15 protein-coding genes, 7 tRNA genes and 1 pseudogene are annotated in these 15,207 nt (G+C 70.2%); 10 read left to right on the plus strand and 13 right to left on the minus strand.

Annotation, left to right across the window (positions count from 1 at the left end; genetic code table 11):
• Positions 1-22 precede the first annotated feature (22 nt).
• The 3 genes from thrS to ABD858_RS05525 form a co-directional block, all read right to left on the minus strand.
• Complete coding sequence (gene thrS, locus ABD858_RS05515; protein ID WP_345034964.1) at positions 23-1,999, minus strand: threonine--tRNA ligase; 1,977 nt, start codon at positions 1,997-1,999, stop codon at positions 23-25.
• A 96-nt stretch (positions 2,000-2,095) separates the two neighbouring features.
• Complete coding sequence (locus tag ABD858_RS05520; RefSeq protein ID WP_345034965.1) at positions 2,096-3,283, minus strand: hypothetical protein; 1,188 nt, start codon at positions 3,281-3,283, stop codon at positions 2,096-2,098.
• Entirely contained in the window at positions 3,283-3,849 is a 567-nt protein-coding gene (locus tag ABD858_RS05525; protein WP_345034966.1) for a DUF4365 domain-containing protein, read from the minus strand. The genes ABD858_RS05520 and ABD858_RS05525 overlap by 1 nt, the downstream gene beginning before the upstream one ends.
• 174 nt (positions 3,850-4,023) lie before the next feature.
• Between ABD858_RS05525 and ABD858_RS05530 the strand changes: the two genes are divergently transcribed.
• The gene (locus ABD858_RS05530) at positions 4,024-4,749 is read left to right on the plus strand and encodes a 3'-5' exonuclease (protein WP_345034967.1); all 726 of its coding nucleotides are present in this window, start codon (positions 4,024-4,026) and stop codon (positions 4,747-4,749) included.
• 52 nt (positions 4,750-4,801) lie between these two features.
• On the opposite strand, the gene ABD858_RS05535 is transcribed toward ABD858_RS05530, so the two are convergent.
• Both ABD858_RS05535 and ABD858_RS05540 read right to left on the minus strand, forming a co-directional pair.
• Positions 4,802-4,873 (minus strand) — tRNA-Val (locus ABD858_RS05535).
• Between the two features lie 39 nt (positions 4,874-4,912).
• The gene (locus ABD858_RS05540) at positions 4,913-5,440 is read right to left on the minus strand and encodes an SRPBCC family protein (RefSeq protein WP_345034969.1); all 528 of its coding nucleotides are present in this window, start codon (positions 5,438-5,440) and stop codon (positions 4,913-4,915) included.
• 84 nt (positions 5,441-5,524) lie between these two features.
• On the opposite strand from ABD858_RS05540, the gene ABD858_RS05545 reads away from it, so the two are divergent.
• Positions 5,525-8,080, plus strand: a complete 2,556-nt coding sequence (locus tag ABD858_RS05545) for an SCO7613 C-terminal domain-containing membrane protein (RefSeq protein ID WP_345034970.1) — start codon at positions 5,525-5,527, stop codon at positions 8,078-8,080.
• Between the two features lie 60 nt (positions 8,081-8,140).
• Here ABD858_RS05545 and ABD858_RS05550 read toward each other — a convergent pair.
• A tRNA-Val gene (locus tag ABD858_RS05550) sits at positions 8,141-8,212 on the minus strand.
• Between the two features lie 54 nt (positions 8,213-8,266).
• Positions 8,267-8,701: a TIGR02611 family protein gene (locus ABD858_RS05555; protein WP_345034971.1), complete on the minus strand. Its 435-nt coding sequence runs from the start codon at positions 8,699-8,701 to the stop codon at positions 8,267-8,269.
• Positions 8,702-8,891: 190 nt separating this feature from the next.
• Here ABD858_RS05555 and ABD858_RS05560 point away from each other — a divergent pair, with 190 nt between their 5' ends.
• Positions 8,892-9,305, plus strand: coding sequence for an SsgA family sporulation/cell division regulator (locus ABD858_RS05560; protein ID WP_003959770.1), 414 nt, complete (start codon positions 8,892-8,894; stop codon positions 9,303-9,305).
• A gap of 264 nt (positions 9,306-9,569) precedes the next feature.
• Positions 9,570-10,127, plus strand: a complete 558-nt coding sequence (locus tag ABD858_RS05565) for a CGNR zinc finger domain-containing protein (protein WP_345034973.1) — start codon at positions 9,570-9,572, stop codon at positions 10,125-10,127.
• Positions 10,128-10,131: 4 nt separating this feature from the next.
• Here ABD858_RS05565 and ABD858_RS05570 read toward each other — a convergent pair whose 3' ends face one another.
• Together ABD858_RS05570 and ABD858_RS05575 are read right to left on the minus strand one after the other, a co-directional pair.
• The gene (locus tag ABD858_RS05570; protein WP_345034974.1) at positions 10,132-10,281 is read right to left on the minus strand and encodes a hypothetical protein; all 150 of its coding nucleotides are present in this window, start codon (positions 10,279-10,281) and stop codon (positions 10,132-10,134) included.
• Positions 10,282-10,377: 96 nt separating this feature from the next.
• On the minus strand, positions 10,378-10,845 hold the full coding sequence (locus ABD858_RS05575) for a hypothetical protein (protein WP_345034975.1): 468 nt from the start codon (positions 10,843-10,845) through the stop codon (positions 10,378-10,380).
• Between the two features lie 124 nt (positions 10,846-10,969).
• On the opposite strand from ABD858_RS05575, the gene ABD858_RS05580 reads away from it, so the two are divergent.
• Positions 10,970-11,506: a DsbA family protein gene (locus tag ABD858_RS05580; RefSeq protein ID WP_345034976.1), complete on the plus strand. Its 537-nt coding sequence runs from the start codon at positions 10,970-10,972 to the stop codon at positions 11,504-11,506.
• Here ABD858_RS05580 and ABD858_RS05585 read toward each other — a convergent pair.
• From ABD858_RS05585 to ABD858_RS05595, 3 genes and pseudogenes are all read right to left on the minus strand, one after another.
• Positions 11,503-12,342 carry a GNAT family N-acetyltransferase gene (locus ABD858_RS05585; protein WP_345034977.1) on the minus strand — a complete coding sequence of 280 codons (840 nt, stop codon included), beginning with the start codon at positions 12,340-12,342 and terminating at the stop codon, positions 11,503-11,505. The two genes, ABD858_RS05580 and ABD858_RS05585, sit on opposite strands and share 4 nt — an antisense overlap.
• A gap of 66 nt (positions 12,343-12,408) precedes the next feature.
• Positions 12,409-13,225 (minus strand): annotated as a pseudogene (locus ABD858_RS05590) (aminotransferase class IV).
• Positions 13,226-14,281, minus strand: coding sequence for a chorismate-binding protein (locus tag ABD858_RS05595; RefSeq protein WP_345034979.1), 1,056 nt, complete (start codon positions 14,279-14,281; stop codon positions 13,226-13,228).
• 135 nt (positions 14,282-14,416) lie between these two features.
• Between ABD858_RS05595 and ABD858_RS05600 the strand changes: the two genes are divergently transcribed.
• The 5 genes from ABD858_RS05600 (at position 14,417) to ABD858_RS05620 (ending at position 14,879) form a co-directional block, all read left to right on the plus strand.
• Positions 14,417-14,489: transfer RNA gene (locus ABD858_RS05600), tRNA-Gly, on the plus strand.
• Positions 14,490-14,524: 35 nt separating this feature from the next.
• A tRNA-Cys gene (locus ABD858_RS05605) sits at positions 14,525-14,598 on the plus strand.
• A gap of 1 nt (position 14,599) precedes the next feature.
• Positions 14,600-14,671: transfer RNA gene (locus tag ABD858_RS05610), tRNA-Val, on the plus strand.
• Positions 14,672-14,701: 30 nt separating this feature from the next.
• A tRNA-Val gene (locus ABD858_RS05615) sits at positions 14,702-14,773 on the plus strand.
• A gap of 34 nt (positions 14,774-14,807) precedes the next feature.
• A tRNA-Val gene (locus ABD858_RS05620) sits at positions 14,808-14,879 on the plus strand.
• Between the two features lie 52 nt (positions 14,880-14,931).
• On the opposite strand, the gene ABD858_RS05625 is transcribed toward ABD858_RS05620, so the two are convergent.
• The gene (locus ABD858_RS05625) at positions 14,932-15,192 is read right to left on the minus strand and encodes a TFIIB-type zinc ribbon-containing protein (protein ID WP_345034981.1); all 261 of its coding nucleotides are present in this window, start codon (positions 15,190-15,192) and stop codon (positions 14,932-14,934) included.
• Positions 15,193-15,207: the final 15 nt, after the last annotated feature.

Here is a 15,207-nt window from a genome sequence, read left to right on the forward strand (position 1 = left end):
CCCCACGTAGGCGGGGACCGCGTCACACCTGGATGCGACGCTCCACAGCATCAACGATTTCCTGCAGTGCGAAGTCACGCGGAATTCCATTCTTCTGCGAGCCGTCGCGGTAGCGGAAGGAGACCGTGCCTGCAGCCATGTCCTCGTCACCGACGATGATCATGAACGGCGCCTTCAGCTTCTGGTGGGTGCGGATTTTCTTCTGCATCCGGTCGGACGAGGCGTCCACCTCGACCCGCAGGCCCTTCTTCTTCGCCTCGGCAGCGAACTCCCTCAGGTACTCGACGTGCGCGTCACCGATCGGGATACCTACTGCCTGAACCGGGGCCAGCCACGGCGGCATGGCGCCGGCGTAGTGCTCCAGGAGCACCGCGAAGAAGCGCTCGATCGAACCGAACAGTGCGCGGTGGATCATGACCGGGCGCTGGCGCGAGCCGTCCGCCGCCGTGTACTCAAGATCGAAACGTTCGGGGAGGTTGAAGTCCAACTGCACGGTCGACATCTGCCAGGTACGGCCGATCGCGTCCCGTGCCTGCACGGAGATCTTCGGGCCGTAGAAGGCCGCGCCACCCGGGTCCGGGGTCAGCGGGAGGCCCTGCTTCTCGGCCACCTGGCGCAGCACCTCGGTGGCCTCTTCCCAGGCCTCATCGCTGCCGACGTACTTCTTCGGGTCCTTGGTGGACAGCTCCAGGTAGAAGTCGTTCAGACCGTAGTCGCGCAGCAGGTTCAGGACGAAGGTGAGCGTCTTGTCGAGCTCCTCCGCCATCTGCTCGCGGGTGCAGTAGATGTGCGCGTCGTCCTGGGTGAAGCCCCGGGCACGGGTCAGGCCGTGCACGACGCCCGACTTCTCGTACCGGTACACGGTCCCGAACTCGAACAACCTCAAAGGCAGCTCGCGGTAGCTGCGCCCGCGCGCGTCGAAGATCAGGTTGTGCATCGGGCAGTTCATGGGCTTGAGGTAGTAGTCGGTACCACCGTCAAGCTGCATGGGGGGGTACATACCCTCCGCGTACCAGTCCAGGTGGCCGCTCTTCTCGAAAAGAGCGCCCTTGGTCGCGTGCGGGCTGTAGACGAACTCGTAGCCTTCTTCTTCGTGACGCCGACGCGAGTAGTCCTCCATGACCCGGCGGATGATGCCACCGCGCGGGTGGAAGACCGCGAGGCCGGAGCCGATCTCGTCCGGGATGGAGAACAGGTCCAGCTCGGTGCCGAGGCGGCGGTGGTCGCGCTTCTCGGCCTCGGCGAGGAAGTCGAGGTACGCCTTCAGCTCGTCCTTGGACGGCCACGCGGTGCCGTAGATGCGCTGGAGCTGCTTGTTCTTCTCGTCACCGCGCCAGTACGCCGAGGCGTTCCGCATGAGCTTGAACGCCGGGATCGCGCGGGTCGACGGCAGGTGCGGGCCTCGACACAGGTCACGCCAGCACAGCTCGCCGGTCTTCGCGTCCAGGTTGTCGTAGATGGTCAGCTCGCCGACGCCCACCTCGACGTCCGCGCCGTCGTCGTGCGACGCGGAGCCCTTGATGCCGATGAGCTCCAGCTTGTACGGCTCGTCGGCGAGCTCCTCGCGAGCCGCCTCGTCGGTCACCACACGGCGGGAGAACTTCTGCCCGCGCTTCTGGATCTCCTGCATCTTCTTCTCGATGGCCTTGAGATCCTCGGGGGTGAACGGCTTCGCGACGTCGAAGTCGTAGTAGAAGCCGTCCTTGACCGGCGGGCCGATGCCCAGCTTGGCCTCGGGGAAGATCTCCTGCACGGCCTGGGCCATCACATGCGCGGTGGAGTGGCGCAGGATGTTGAGGCCGTCCTCGGAGGAGATCTCGACGGGCTCGACCTCGTCGCCCTCGGCGACGACGTACTCCAGGTCCTTCAGCTCACCGCCGACACGCGCGGCGATGACGGTGCGCTCGCCGGGGAAGAGGTCCGCGGCCGTAGTGCCCGTCGTCACCACGCGCTCTTCCCGCTCGGAATCGCGTTGGATGATCACACGGACGTCTGACACCGGACTCTCCTGCCTGATGAAGGATGAAGCAGCGGACACTGCTCGCGCGTGAATCGTACCGAGCCCGCGGACCCCATCGCGAAACGGTTTACCGAGTCAGTCCGTACCGCATGCCTCTTCGAAGAAGTCGAGATTCTCCTGGAGCGCTTTGAGAAGCCGGTCCCGCTCGGCCTCGTCGACCTGTACCGGCACCACTTCCGAGGCCCCGGTCAGGCGCCGGAAGCCGCCGCGGCTCTCCAGCCGGCCGTGCACCCTGATCGGGAGGCCGACCAGATGGGCGTGGCCCGCGATGCGGTACGCCTCCTCGTCGAGTTCGACGCGGACGTGCGGGATCTCGGCGCCGGCCAGCACGCGGAGCCGTACCGTCCCGGATCCGCGGGGTGCCGAGCGACGCATACGGACCACCGCGCCGGTGAGGCGTACCGGCACGGCCGGCTCGTCCCTCCGGTAGCGCTCGCCGGCCTCGCACAGTGCGGGCAGGTCGCCGGGCGAGAACTCGACGGGTTCGGGCCGTCCGGCGCAGCCGGACGGTACTCCGGCTGCGGGTGACCACTCGACGGCGATGCGGGTGCCTTCGGTGCCTCGTACGAGGGCGACGACGGCCTGGGTGAGTTCCCGGCTGACGCCGGCCTGGACGGCCGCGTCGAAGGCTTCCATGCCGCCGGTGGCGCGCCGGTAGTCGGCGGCTTCGCGGGCGGCGTGCAGGGCGTGGTGGAGGCGAAGCACGGCGGGGCGGCTGTCGGCGACGGGTACGAAGGCGGTGAGTTCGCGTCCGCCGGGGGCGGGTCCGACGAGGACGCCTTCGAGTGAGGCCTGTGCCTGCCTGCGGTGGCGTACCCCGTAGTAGCCGGCGCGTGCGCGTACGGCGAGTGCGGCGGCGAGCAGCATGCGGTGGGCGGCGGAGCGCAGCTGTTCCTGGGCGGTCCAGGAGGCGGCGCCGGAGGGGCCCGGTGGTATGTCGCGCCACCAGCGGATCTCGTCGCTGGGCACGGCGAGACCGACGAGTACGGCGCGGGCGGAGGGTGCGGGGCTGTGGGCGAGGGCGGCCAGGGCCTCGCCGAGCAGGTCTTCGCTGTCGGGGAAGGCCCGGCTGTCCGGTACGAGGAGGCTGGTGCCGCGGCCGGCCGGGCCGGGCGGGGTCCAGCGTGTGTAGCGGCCTGTGGCTCCGCCGTGGCGCAGCCAGCCGTGGCGGTGCAGGAGTGCGCCGAGTACGGCGGGGTCGACCTGGGCGGGGTCGGGGCCTGCGGCTCCGTACCCCTGGGGCTTGTCGAAGGGCCGGTGCATCAGGGCCTCCCTCCCGTGCCGACGCGGGTCATGATGTCGCAGAGCGCTCGGTCGTCGAAGATCCGTGAGGTCGGTATCCGCACGGTGGTTCTGCGGCGGCCGGTCACGGGGTGTCCGGCCAGGTTGGTCCAGTAGCAGCAGTGCCGGAGGGCGAGCCGGTCGTGGCCGGCCCGCAGCCACTCGTCCCGGGATCTGGGGACGAGCATCACGACCAGGATCTTGTGCACCGTGACCGGGGTACGGGCGAGCTTCACCAGGTGCTCGTTGTCGAGCGTGAAGGAGAAGGCCGGGCCCTGGGGGTGCGGGGCGATCTGGTAGGTGCATTTGAGCTGCACTTTGATCGTCACTTCGTCGTCGACGGTGTGGCCGGGAGCGCTGTGGCTCACGTGCCAGTCGATGCCGTTGTCGGGAAAGGGCTGCGAGAGCGAGCATCCCGCGGCGGCCACGACCGCGTGGAGGTAGCCGACCTGGAGGGTCTCCATGCAGGCGGTGGTGGCGAGTGAGCCGCGCAGTGGTGCGATCCGCTCGGGCAGCAGCCCTTCCGGTTCGGGCTGCGCGAGCGCCATGGCTTTCCTGTGCCTTCCGTGTCTTCATGACAGATCGTCAAGTGGTGTGTCAATCAATGGTTTTGTCTCCGTACAGCGTTGACCGCAAACGGCGTATGGCGCAAAGGGTGCGGGTATCACCGGAGCGGCAGGGGACGGCGGGCCATCTGCCGGATGAGTACGAGGAGTTCGGACATGTCGTGCTGGTACGAGGGTCCCCTGGCCGCTTTTGACACCGAGACCACCGGGGTGGATGTCGAGCACGACCGGATCGTGTCGGCCGCGGTGATCGTGCAGGACACTCCGGGTGCGCGGCCGCGGGTGTCGCGCTGGCTGGTGAATCCGGGGATACCTGTGCCCGAGGCGGCGACCGCCGTGCACGGGCTCACCGATGAGTATGTGCAGCACAACGGGCGTTGGCCGGCGCCGGTGGTGGACGAGCTGGGGAGGGCCCTGGCCGAGCAGTGTGCGACGGGCCGTCCGCTGGTGGTGATGAACGCGCCGTTCGATCTGACGTTGCTGGACCGGGAGTTGAGGCGGCATCGTGCCTCGTCGCTCGAGCGGTATCTGGACGGTGTTCCGATGCATGTGCTGGATCCGTGGGTGCTGGACAAGCATCTGGACCGGTATCGCAAGGGCCGCCGCACGCTGACCGATCTTTGTGCGCAGTACGGCGTGACCCTGGACGGTGCTCATGACGCGGCGGCGGACGCGCTGGCGGCGCTGGAGGTCGTACGGGCGGTGGGGCAGCGGTTCTCGTCGCGTCTGGAGCGGTTGACGGCGGCGGAGCTGCACTCGTTGCAGACAGGCTGGCATGCGGCTCAGGCACGTGGTCTGCAGGCGTGGTTCGCGCGCAGCGGCACGCCGGAGGAGGTGGATCCGTCGTGGCCGGTGCGGCCGAAGCTGCCTGCGGCTGCGTGACGTCGTCATGAAGAGAGGCCGGTCCGTCGATGACGGACCGGCCTCTTCCCGGTGGGCGATACTGGGTTCGAACCAGTGACCTCTTCGGTGTGAACGAAGCGCTCTCCCACTGAGCTAATCGCCCGGGAACGCACTGAACCATACAGGCCCGGGCGGGGTTCGTTCAAACTGCCCTCCCGTCGCCCGACCGCTGCTCCTCAAGGACGCTTCCCCGGACTCCGTCCGGGGAAGCCCCGTCGTGCGGCCTCGCTGCTTTCAAGTGGGCGGCGAGTCCGCGGCGGCCGCTGCGCATCATCAGGGCGTGGTTGGCGAGGAACACGGGGCGCGCGGGGAGGGCGAGGCGTCGCATGAGTGGTTTGCGGACGTCGACCTCCTGTTCGTAGAGGACGCGGGTGCCCGCACCACGGGCGGTGAGTGTCCAGCGGACCCAGCCGTCGAGGTCGCCGGTCATCTCCGCTTCCAGTACCCGTACCGCGGGATCGCGGAGCCGTGCGTGGGCGGTGACGACCAGGTCGTACGGGAGGAGGGAGCGGAAGCGGGCGGTGCCGGTATGTTCGTCGAGGAGGGTCACTTCGCGGATCTGCGGCCACCATCGCGAGTACTCCTCGGGGTGTGCCAGCGCGTGGTAGACCCGGTCGGGGCCGGCGGCGAGGTCCCAAACAGTGCGGAAGCGGTAGTGGCACCAGTCCATGGTTCAAGTCTGCTCGTACTCACCGTGGATCTGAGTAGTTGTGCCCATGCGGGTCGGATATGGCCGGGACCACACTGCGTGACCATGGAGAAGGTCCCACCACCCGCCGAGGAATTGGCGCTCATCGACCGCGAGCTGACTCAACTCGATGCGCGCCGGGCTCTGTTGCTGACGCGCCGGGCGTGGCTGCTCACGGTGTTGCAGCCGCCCGCCCCTGTCGCCCCCGCGGCGGCGTTCGCCCCACCGCGTGAGACGTCCCCGCCGAGTGTGCAGAACGTGCTGCTCACTCTGGGCGGGGTGCTGCTGACGATCGCAGCCGTCGCGTTCACGCTGGTCAGCTGGGGTCGTCTGGGCATCGGCGGGCGCTCCGCCGTGCTGGGTGTGGTGACGGTGGCCGCGCTGGCGGCTCCGGTCCGGCTGCTGCGCCGTGGGCTGCGCTCGACGGCGGAGTCGGTGGCGGGTCTCGGCCTGGTGCTGATGGTGCTGGACGCGTATGCGCTGCACCGGGTCGCGCTGTCCGGGGTGGACGGCACGGGCTATGCGGCGGTGGCGTCGGCCGTGCTGGCGTCGCTGTGGACGGCGTACGGGCTGGCGCTGGGGCGTCTGCGGCTGCCGTTGCCTGTCGCGGTGGTGACCGCTCAACTGCCGTTGCAGCTGTGGGCTGTCGCTGCGGACGCCGGTGCGTCCGTGGCCGTCTGGGCGCTGCTGGCGACGGCCGTGGCCGATGCGGCGGTGGCGCTGTGGGCGCGGGGGCTGCCAGTGGTGCGTGTGCTGTCCGCGGTGGGTGCGGGGACCGTCGGCGGGTGGTCGCTGTTGGTGGCCGGCGGGTTGTCGGTGACCGCGGACGGGCCGGCCGGTGCGGTGGGTCCCGCGGGGGTGTTGCTGGTGGCGGCCGGTGTGGCGTTGTTCGCCGCGATGAGGGTCCCCCCTGCTCGAGCGGAGCCGAGAGCTTGGGGGAGGGTGTCTGCCGCCGCGGTGACCTGCGCGGCGGTGGCGGGTCTTTCGGTGGTCGTGGCGGTGGGCGGTGTGGCGCGCCCTGTGGTGCCGGCCGGCTGGGCTGTTCCGGTGTATGCGGCCTGCGCCGTGGTTCTGCTGGCGGTGGTACGGGCTGCCGGGCTGCCACGTCGGCTGATGATCGGTCTTGTCGGTGCGGCAGGGGCGGTTCAGGGTGTGGCGGTGCTGTGGGCGCTGCCGGCGGTGGCGCTGGTGCTGGTGGGCCCGGTCCGCTGGGTGGGCGAGGTGTGGTCGGGTGCCCCGTCCGGCGGCGCACAGGAGGCGCTGTGGGGCGCTCTGCCGTGGTCCGGGAGCGCGGCGACGCCGGTGGTGCTGCTGCTGGCGGCGGGGGTGCTGTGGGCGGCGTACCGCTGGGCGGACGCGTCATGGCGGCCTGCGACAGCCGGCGGCGCCGTGATCCTGGTGTGGGCGGCGGGCATGATGCTGCCGACGGCCCTGGATCCGGGTTACGGGGTGACGGTGGCCGTGCGGGTGGTGCTGACGGCGGTGCTGGTGGCGGTCGCTGTTCGCTTCGGCGCGGCCGGGCCGTCGGCCGCGGCTCGGACCGGTGCGGGCGACGGCGTGCTGCCGGGCGCCGAGCCCGGCGGGGCGGGTGCTCCCGCGGCGAACCAGGAGGCCGGTGCGGCAGGGGTGGCGGGTGCGCCGGGTCGTACGGACGCCGTGGCCGCGGCCGTGGGGGCCGTGGCGTTCATGGGTGCGCTCGTGGGCGCCGTGAGTGTGTCGTTGCTGGCGCTTGCCGTGGAGGCCGCCACCTATGGCGTGCTCGGCGCGCTGACCGCGGTGTTCGTGGTGGCCGCTGCCTTCGGCGCGGGGCCGGTACGGCGGGCGGCGGCGAGTGCGGGTGTGGCCTGGGCGGCCGGGCTGGTCTGCGCGGTCGCGGCGGGGTACGGACTGCCGACTCATCAGGTGGCTCTGGCTGTGCTGGTGGTTCCCGCGGTGGTCGTCGTGGCGGCCGCGCGACTGGGGCGGCATCCGGCCGGGCTGCCGATGGAGATCACCGGGGCGGTCGTCGGTCTGCCCGCCGTCGGGCTCGCCTCGGGGCACGCGCCGACCCTGTCGCTGGTGCTGTCGCTGTGCGGCGTGTTCGCGGCGGGTACAGCGGTGCGCGCCGACCGGCGGCCGGTGGGGTATGCCGCGGTGGTGCTGTTCGTGCTGGCCATGTGGGTGCGCCTGGCCGCGTCCGGGGTCGCCGCGCCGGAGGCGTACACACTGCCGGTCACGGTGCCGGCGCTCGCGGTCGGTGTGCTGCGGTGCCGCCGCGACCCGGAGGCCTCGTCGTGGACGGCGTACGGTCCGGGGCTCGCGGCGACGCTGGTGCCGAGCCTGATCGCCGCATGGGGCGACGAGCACTGGCTGCGGCCGCTGCTGCTGGGGCTGGCGGCGCTGGTGGTCACCTTGGCCGGGGCGCGGCTGCGGCTGCAGGCGCTGCTGGTGCTGGGGGGCGTGGTGCTGGCGCTGGACGCTCTGCACGAACTGGCGCCGTATGTGGTGCAGGTGGTGGGGGCGCTTCCCCGCTGGCTGCCGCCGGCGCTGGCAGGGCTGCTGCTTCTGGGGGTGGGGGCGACGTACGAGCAGCGGCTGCGCGATGCGCGACGGCTGCGGGACACGCTGGGCCGGATGCGTTGACAGGGCGCGGGAATGCCGATGGCCCGGAGGCTGTGGAGCCTCCGGGCCGTCGGTCCGGTGTGGGCGATACTGGGTTCGAACCAGTGACCTCTTCGGTGTGAACGAAGCGCTCTCCCGCTGAGCTAATCGCCCGGGCGCACCGCAAACATTACCCCATGTCAGCGGGCCCCTGAGACCACCCCCGGCTCACTGGTCGATCTTCCATGGCATCACAAGTCCGAACTTCCAGAGGTAGATGCCGAGCAGCACGCCGACGATGATCAGCCCGATGGTCGTGAGGATGATGTTCCGTCGGCGGACCTTGGGGTCGAGGGCCCTCTGTGCGGCCTCGGTCACCTTGCGTTTGGTCCAGCGGAGCACCAGCTGGGCCCAGACGAATTCGGTCGCCCAGATCGCCATGCCGGCGAAGATCACCAGCCAGCCCGGTCCGGGCAGCGGCAGCATGATCACGCCTGCGCCCACGACGGCGAGGCCGACGACGAAGACGCCGACCTGCCAGCTGAGGTGCAGCGGCTTCGACGCCTTGATGAACCCCGGCGCGCGCGAGCCGAGCTCACGTTCACCGGGCTCCGCACCGGCCGCGGCGGCGGCCCCGTCCCGCTCGTCACTCCCCGTATGCATGTGACCCAACCTACCCGAACAGGACCGGTAACCGGAATGACCGTATAACTCAAAGTAACACTGAGCTGGACGAGCTACGCGAGGAGTCGCAAAACGGGCAGAGGGGTTTACAACGCCACCGTAGGTGGCATGTCGATTTCGCCGACGTGCGAATCCCCGAGCGCACACTGAGCGAAAGGCCCTGGCGCTTATGAACACCACGGTCAGCTGCGAGCTGCACCTGCGCCTCGTTGTATCGAGCGAGTCCTCACTGCCTGTACCCGCGGGCCTGCGGTATGACACGGCCGACCCCTACGCCGTTCATGCCACCTTCCACACCGGAGCCGAGGAGACCGTCGAGTGGGTGTTCGCCCGCGACCTCCTCGCAGAGGGGCTGCACCGGCCCACCGGTACCGGCGACGTCAGAGTCTGGCCGTCACGCAGCCACGGTCAGGGCGTTGTCTGCATCGCCCTCAGCTCCCCGGAAGGCGAGGCACTGCTCGAAGCCCCGGCGAGGGCTCTGGAGTCGTTCCTGAAGCGGACCGATGCCGCCGTGCCCCCGGGCACGGAGCACCGCCACTTCGATCTCGACACGGAACTCTCGCACATCCTGGCGGAAAGCTGAGCCAGGCCGAGAGCCGTACGGCGCCGTCCGACTCGGGGAGACGGCGCCGCGCGGACAGCTGAGACCCTCTGCTCATGGCGGTCCCACTCGCTCGAGCGAAGCCGAGAGCGGGAGAGAAGCCGAGAGCCTGGGGGAGGACATCAGCACACCGGCGCCGTTCCCGTGCGTATCAGCACGGGAACGGCGCCGGTGTGCTGTTGCGCGAGCCGCTAAAGTCGGCCACCATCGGCGGGCGCCCGCCCGCGGCAGGCCATGGAGCGAATCGTGCTGATCCCCCACGACACCAGGATCGCCCTCGACGCGGTCGTCGATCTGGTCAACACCGCACCTGATCGCGAGGAGAAGGACTCGCTCACGGATGTCGAGGCGCTGTACGGCTTTGTGCGCCGGCACAGCCTCAGCGGAGTGGCGCAGCTCACCGAGCAGGACCTGCGGGCCGTACAGGATGTACGGAGGCGGTTCGCGGAGGTGTTCGAAGCGGACGACACCCGTACCGCGGCGGAACTGATCAACCAGATGGTGGCAGCGGCCGGCACCACCCCCCAACTGACCGACCACGACGGCTACGACTGGCATGTCCACTACTTCGCGCCGGGGGCGACGGTCGCCGACCATCTCGCCGCGGACGGGGGCATGGCCCTCGCCTTCATCGTCGTGTCCGGCGAACGGGAGCGGCTGCGCCGCTGCGAGGCCCCGGACTGCCGCCACGCCTTCGTGGATCTGTCGCGCAACCGGTCGCGCCGCTACTGCGACAGCCGCACCTGCGGCAACCGGCTGCATGTGGCCGCCTACCGGGCGCGCCGCAAGGAAGCCGCCGGCTGACCGCTCACAGCAGATAGAGATCGTGCATCGCGGCGATCAGCAGAAGACAGCCGATCACCGCCAGGAAAATCATCAGAGGGGGCTGCGAGAGCGCGAAGAGGCAGCCGCGCCGTTCTTCTGTGGGGGCGGTGGGCCGGCCCGGGCTGGTGTCCATCTCGTCGCGATGATGGCGTATACCGAGCGCCCCTGGGCGCTCAACACGCCAACCGGAAGCGGGAGTCCGCCCGGGGCGTGTCCCGGCCCGCCGTGCTCAGATCCCGTGCTTCTTCAGGATCGCCTCGATATCGGAAAAGTCCTCCGCGGGAGCGGCTGGGCGGGAGGTGCTCGTCGGCTGCGTGCGGCCCGCACCGAGCGAGGGCGTGGACGCGGCCGGCTGCACTGCCTCGCGCTGCGCCGCGCCGGCGGCCTTGCGTTCCTTGCGGGTGCCGCCGGACCGACGCTCCACGACGCGTGTGGTCATGAACAGCAGCCAGGACAGCCCCAGCACACCGAAGCCGAGCCAGACAGTCGGATTGAAGGCCAGTCCGGCGAGCCAGTCCACGACACCCGTCATGACGAGGCCGACCGGTATCAGCGCATAGGCGGCGATACGTGTCGCGGCCAGGAAGCGCCTTCGGTACGCCGTGACGGCAGCGATGCCCAGTCCGGCCGCGGCCACGGCGGCGCATACGGTCTCGGCAAGCATCCGGTCCTCCAGCCTCACGAAGTTGTGTCCCATCCATCCTGCACCGCCCGCGGCGTTCCGGGCCACGATCCGCCGGGGACCTCAGGGAGATCTCCGGGACGGACTCCTCCCCAGGTCGGGGTTGGGCCGGGATCTGCCCGGCTGGGAGACTGGCCCCATGAGCGACTCCACCACTTCCCGCACCGTCGTCCTGGACGTCTGGTGCGAGCTGCAGTGCCCCGACTGCCACACTGCCCTCGACGATCTGCGCGCGCTGCGCGCCCGGTACGGCGACCTGCTGGAACTGCGACTGCGGCATTTCCCCCTCGAGAAGCACAAGCACTCCTTCGCCGCCGCCCAGGCCGCCGAGGAGGCGTTCGCGCAGGGGCAGGGCTGGCCCTATGTGGAGGCGGCGCTCGCCCGCACCGAGGACCTGGGCGCGAAGGGCGAGTCCACACTGCTGGACATCGCCCGTGAACTCGACCTGGACGCCGAGGAGTTCGACACCGCCCTGATCGACGGACGGCACATCCTGATCGTCGACGCCGATCAGGCGGAGGGCAAGGCCATCGGCGTCACCGGCACGCCTACCTATGTCATCGGCGGCGAGCGGCTGGACGGCGGCAAGAGCCAGGAGGGGCTGCGGGAGCGTATCGAGGAGATCGCCGACCGGCTGCTCGCGGAGCAGGACGGGCAGTCGGCCGCCGGCCGCTAAAGAAGCGGTTTCCAGAAGTGGTGGCCGGTCGCCGTGTAACCGAGTGACTCGTACAGGCGCAGTGCCGGGGTGTTGCCGGCGAAGACGTTCAGTCCCAGCCGGCTCATCCCGGCCGCGTGTGCGAGCCGTTCGGCGAGCAGCATGAGGGTGCGCCCGTGCCCGTGCCCGCGATGCTCTTCGGCCACCTCGACGTCGTACACGTACCCGGCCGGCTCCCCCGGGGCCATCTCGCGCTGAGCAACCCAGACGCTGCCGATCACCGCCCCTTGGTGGACCAGGACCCACAGGTCCGAGCCGGGGGTCGCCAGGCCGTCGGGCAATGAGCTGCGGTGGTCGGCCTCGGACTTGGCACGGGCATCGGCCTCCGGTACGCCCCGGTCGATCCAGTGCTGTGCGTAGCCGTCGACCGCCGCGGCACGCCAGTGGGCGAATTCCGCCTCGGTCATGGGGCGGGCCTCGGTCGCGGCGGGGAGTTCCGGGGCGGTCTGCGGCAGGGTCCTGGCCATGGACGTGTTGCGCTCGATGTAGCCCAACGCGGTCACCAGGCGCAACGCGGCGGTGGCCGCTGCGGGCACGGAGACCATGACCTGGGTGCAGCCCCAGCCGCGCAGCACTTCTTCCGCGGCGAGCGCGGCGACGGTGCCGCGGCCCCGCCGACGGTCATTCTCGTCGATCCGCAGCGAGCGGATCTCGCCGGCGCCGCGGCCGAGCCCGGGATCGGTGCCGATCTCGATCGCGCCGACGGGACGGCCATTGACGCACACCTCGTACGGGCGTGATCGGGAGCCGTCGGCTTCCTGGTGGAGCGGCCCGGTCGGCCGCAGGGTCGTCGTCATCACGGGTGTTGTACCTGTTCGACGGCCGCCCGTCACCACCCTTTCCGCCTCTTTACGGGGCCGGCCTCACGGGTCCAGGTCGGTTCCGGCGTTCTGCTCGAAGACGTGCATGGCCTTGGCGGTCACCCGGCCCGGCTCTCCGGGCAGTTCACGGCCGTCGACCCGGTGGACGGCCTGCACGTCGCGGAGGGTGGAGGTCAGGAATATCTCCTCGGCGCGTTCGAGGACGTGGCAGATCGGTCTCCTGCGCGCCGGTCCATTCGACGGTGAGGGCGCGGGTGATTCCGGCCAGGCAGCCCGAGACGAGCGGCGGGGTGAAGATCTCTCCGTCGAGCACGACGAAGACATTGGAGCCGGTGCCCTCGCACAGTTGTCCCATCGTGTTGCCGAAGAGCGCCTCGGAGGCGCCCTGCTCGTGGGCGCGGGCGAGGGCGAGGACGTTCTCGGCGTACGAGGTGGTCTTCAGCCCCGTCACGGCGCTGCGCTCGTTGCGGGTCCACGGGACGGTGATCACGGCGGTGGTGTCGGGCCTGCGTGCGGACTCGCCGAGCGCGACGACCAGGGTCGGGCTGTCGTCGCCGCGCTCGGAACCGAGCGGGGAGAGCCCTCCGGTGTAGGTGATGCGGAGCCGGCCGAGCGGCATGGGGTTGGCTTCCAGGACGGCGGCGCAGGCGAGCCGTACCTCGTCGAGGTCGGGGTCGGGCAGTCCCAGGCCCCGGGCGGAACGCGTCAGCCGGTCGAGATGCCGGGTGAGGGCGAACAGCCGCCCTTCCGCCGCCTTGACCGTCTCGAAGACTCCGTCGCCCACGGTCAGCCCGTGATCCAGCGCGGACACCCGGGCGGCGCCCGCTTCCCGCAACCCTCCGTTGACCCAGATCTGCATCTATGCGGTCCTTCCGCTCGCCTCGTACGCGCCCGACGCTACCGCGAGCAACCGGGATGCCTTGAGCTCTGTCTCGTCCCACTCACGTTCGGGGTCGGATCCCCAGGTGATGCCGGCGCCCGTGCCGAAGCGCAGGACCGCGCCGGCGGGAGTGGTCCGGTCGATCCAGAAGGTGCGTATGCCGACCGCCAGCTCGCCGGTGCCGCGTTCGGCGTCGACCCAGCCGATGCCGCCGCAGTACGGGCCGCGGGGTGCGGTCTCCAGCGCCTCGATGATCTTCAGTGCGCTGGACTTGGGTGCCCCGGTCACCGAACCCGGCGGAAAAGCCGCCGCGAGCAGCTCGGGCCAGCCGGCGCGCCGGGCCAGTTCGCCGCGCACGGTGGAGACGAGGTGGACCAGTCCCGGGTGCTCCTCCACGGTGCACAGCTCGGGGACGGTGACAGAGCCGGTGGCGCACACGCGTCCCAGGTCGTTACGGACGAGGTCCACGATCATGACGTTCTCGGCGTGGTCCTTCTCGAGGAGGTCGTCCGCGGTGCGCCCGGTGCCCTTGATGGGGCCCGACTCCACGACGCGCCCGTCGCGTCTGAGGAAGAGCTCGGGGGACGCGGTGGCGATCTCCACGCCGTGCGCGGGCAGCCGGATCGTTCCTGCGTACGGGGCGGGGTTGTCGCGTGCCAGCAGCGCGGTCAGGGCGTCGACGTCCGCGGCGGCCGGGTCGGGCAGTGGCGCGGACAGCACCCGGCAGAGGTTCGCCTGGTACACCTCACCGGCCGCGATGTGCTCGCGGATCCGGCGGACGCCCGCGGTGTACGCGGCGCGGTCCAGCGAGGACGTCCAGTCGTCGGGGGCGGGGCCGCGCCAGGCGCCCGGAACGGGGACGGGCACCGGTTCGGGGCGTACGTCACCGAAGCGGGCGCAGACGAGGCGGCCCTCGAAGTCGGCGGCCACGGCCCAGAAGCCGGTGGAGTCGAGGGCCGCGGGGTCGCTGGTGACGTCGCGCAGGTCAGAGGCGACAAGGCCGCCGAAGCGGGCCAGAGGAGCGAGGTCGTGCACGGTTGCGAGTGTAGGGCGGGCGCCGGTGAGCAGGTCCGGCGCAGCATGCTGCGGAAACGCGTTTTTGTACTGGCCCAGGAATCCGCTAGAGTTCAACACGTCGCCGGGACGCGAAAGCGAAACGGAAACCGACAAGCGGACGTGGCTCAGTTGGTAGAGCATCACCTTGCCAAGGTGAGGGTCGCGAGTTCGAATCTCGTCGTCCGCTCGATGTGGGGGATCATCCCGAACCCCTGCGCTCCGGGTGGAGTGGCCGAGAGGCGAGGCAACGGCCTGCAAAGCCGTCTACACGGGTTCAAATCCCGTCTCCACCTCCAAGGACGATTAGCTCAGCGGGAGAGCGCTTCCCTGACACGGAAGAGGTCACTGGTTCAATCCCAGTATCGTCCACTGGAACCCCTGGTACTCAGAGGTTTCCCCGCGCGATTAGCTCAGCGGGAGAGCGCTTCCCTGACACGGAAGAGGTCACTGGTTCAATCCCAGTATCGCGCACGCAGTACCCATGACCTTCGGGTCATGGTCCCGAGGACGATTAGCTCAGCGGGAGAGCGCTTCCCTGACACGGAAGAGGTCACTGGTTCAATCCCAGTATCGTCCACAGCCAGGAGCCCCCGGCCGCCATGCGGCCGGGGGCTCCGTCGTTCCCGGGATCAGGAAGAGAACAGCATGTGGCCGAAGCTGCGGTGGTGGTGGCCGTGGTGACCGCCGTGGTGCTGGGCACCCCAGGCGGGCTGCTGCGGGTAGGCCGGCGGGACCGGCGGAGCCTGCTGGCCCCACTGCGCCTCGATCCGGGTCAGCGCCTCCAGCTCGCCGTAGTCGAGGAATATTCCCCGGCAACCGCTGCACTGCTCGATCTGAATCCCATTGCGGTTGTACGTGTGCATCGGCGCATGGCACTTGGGACACTGCATCTCGGCTCAACTCCT

Source organism: Streptomyces sannanensis (assembly GCF_039536205.1).
Taxonomy (GTDB): domain Bacteria; phylum Actinomycetota; class Actinomycetes; order Streptomycetales; family Streptomycetaceae; genus Streptomyces; species Streptomyces sannanensis.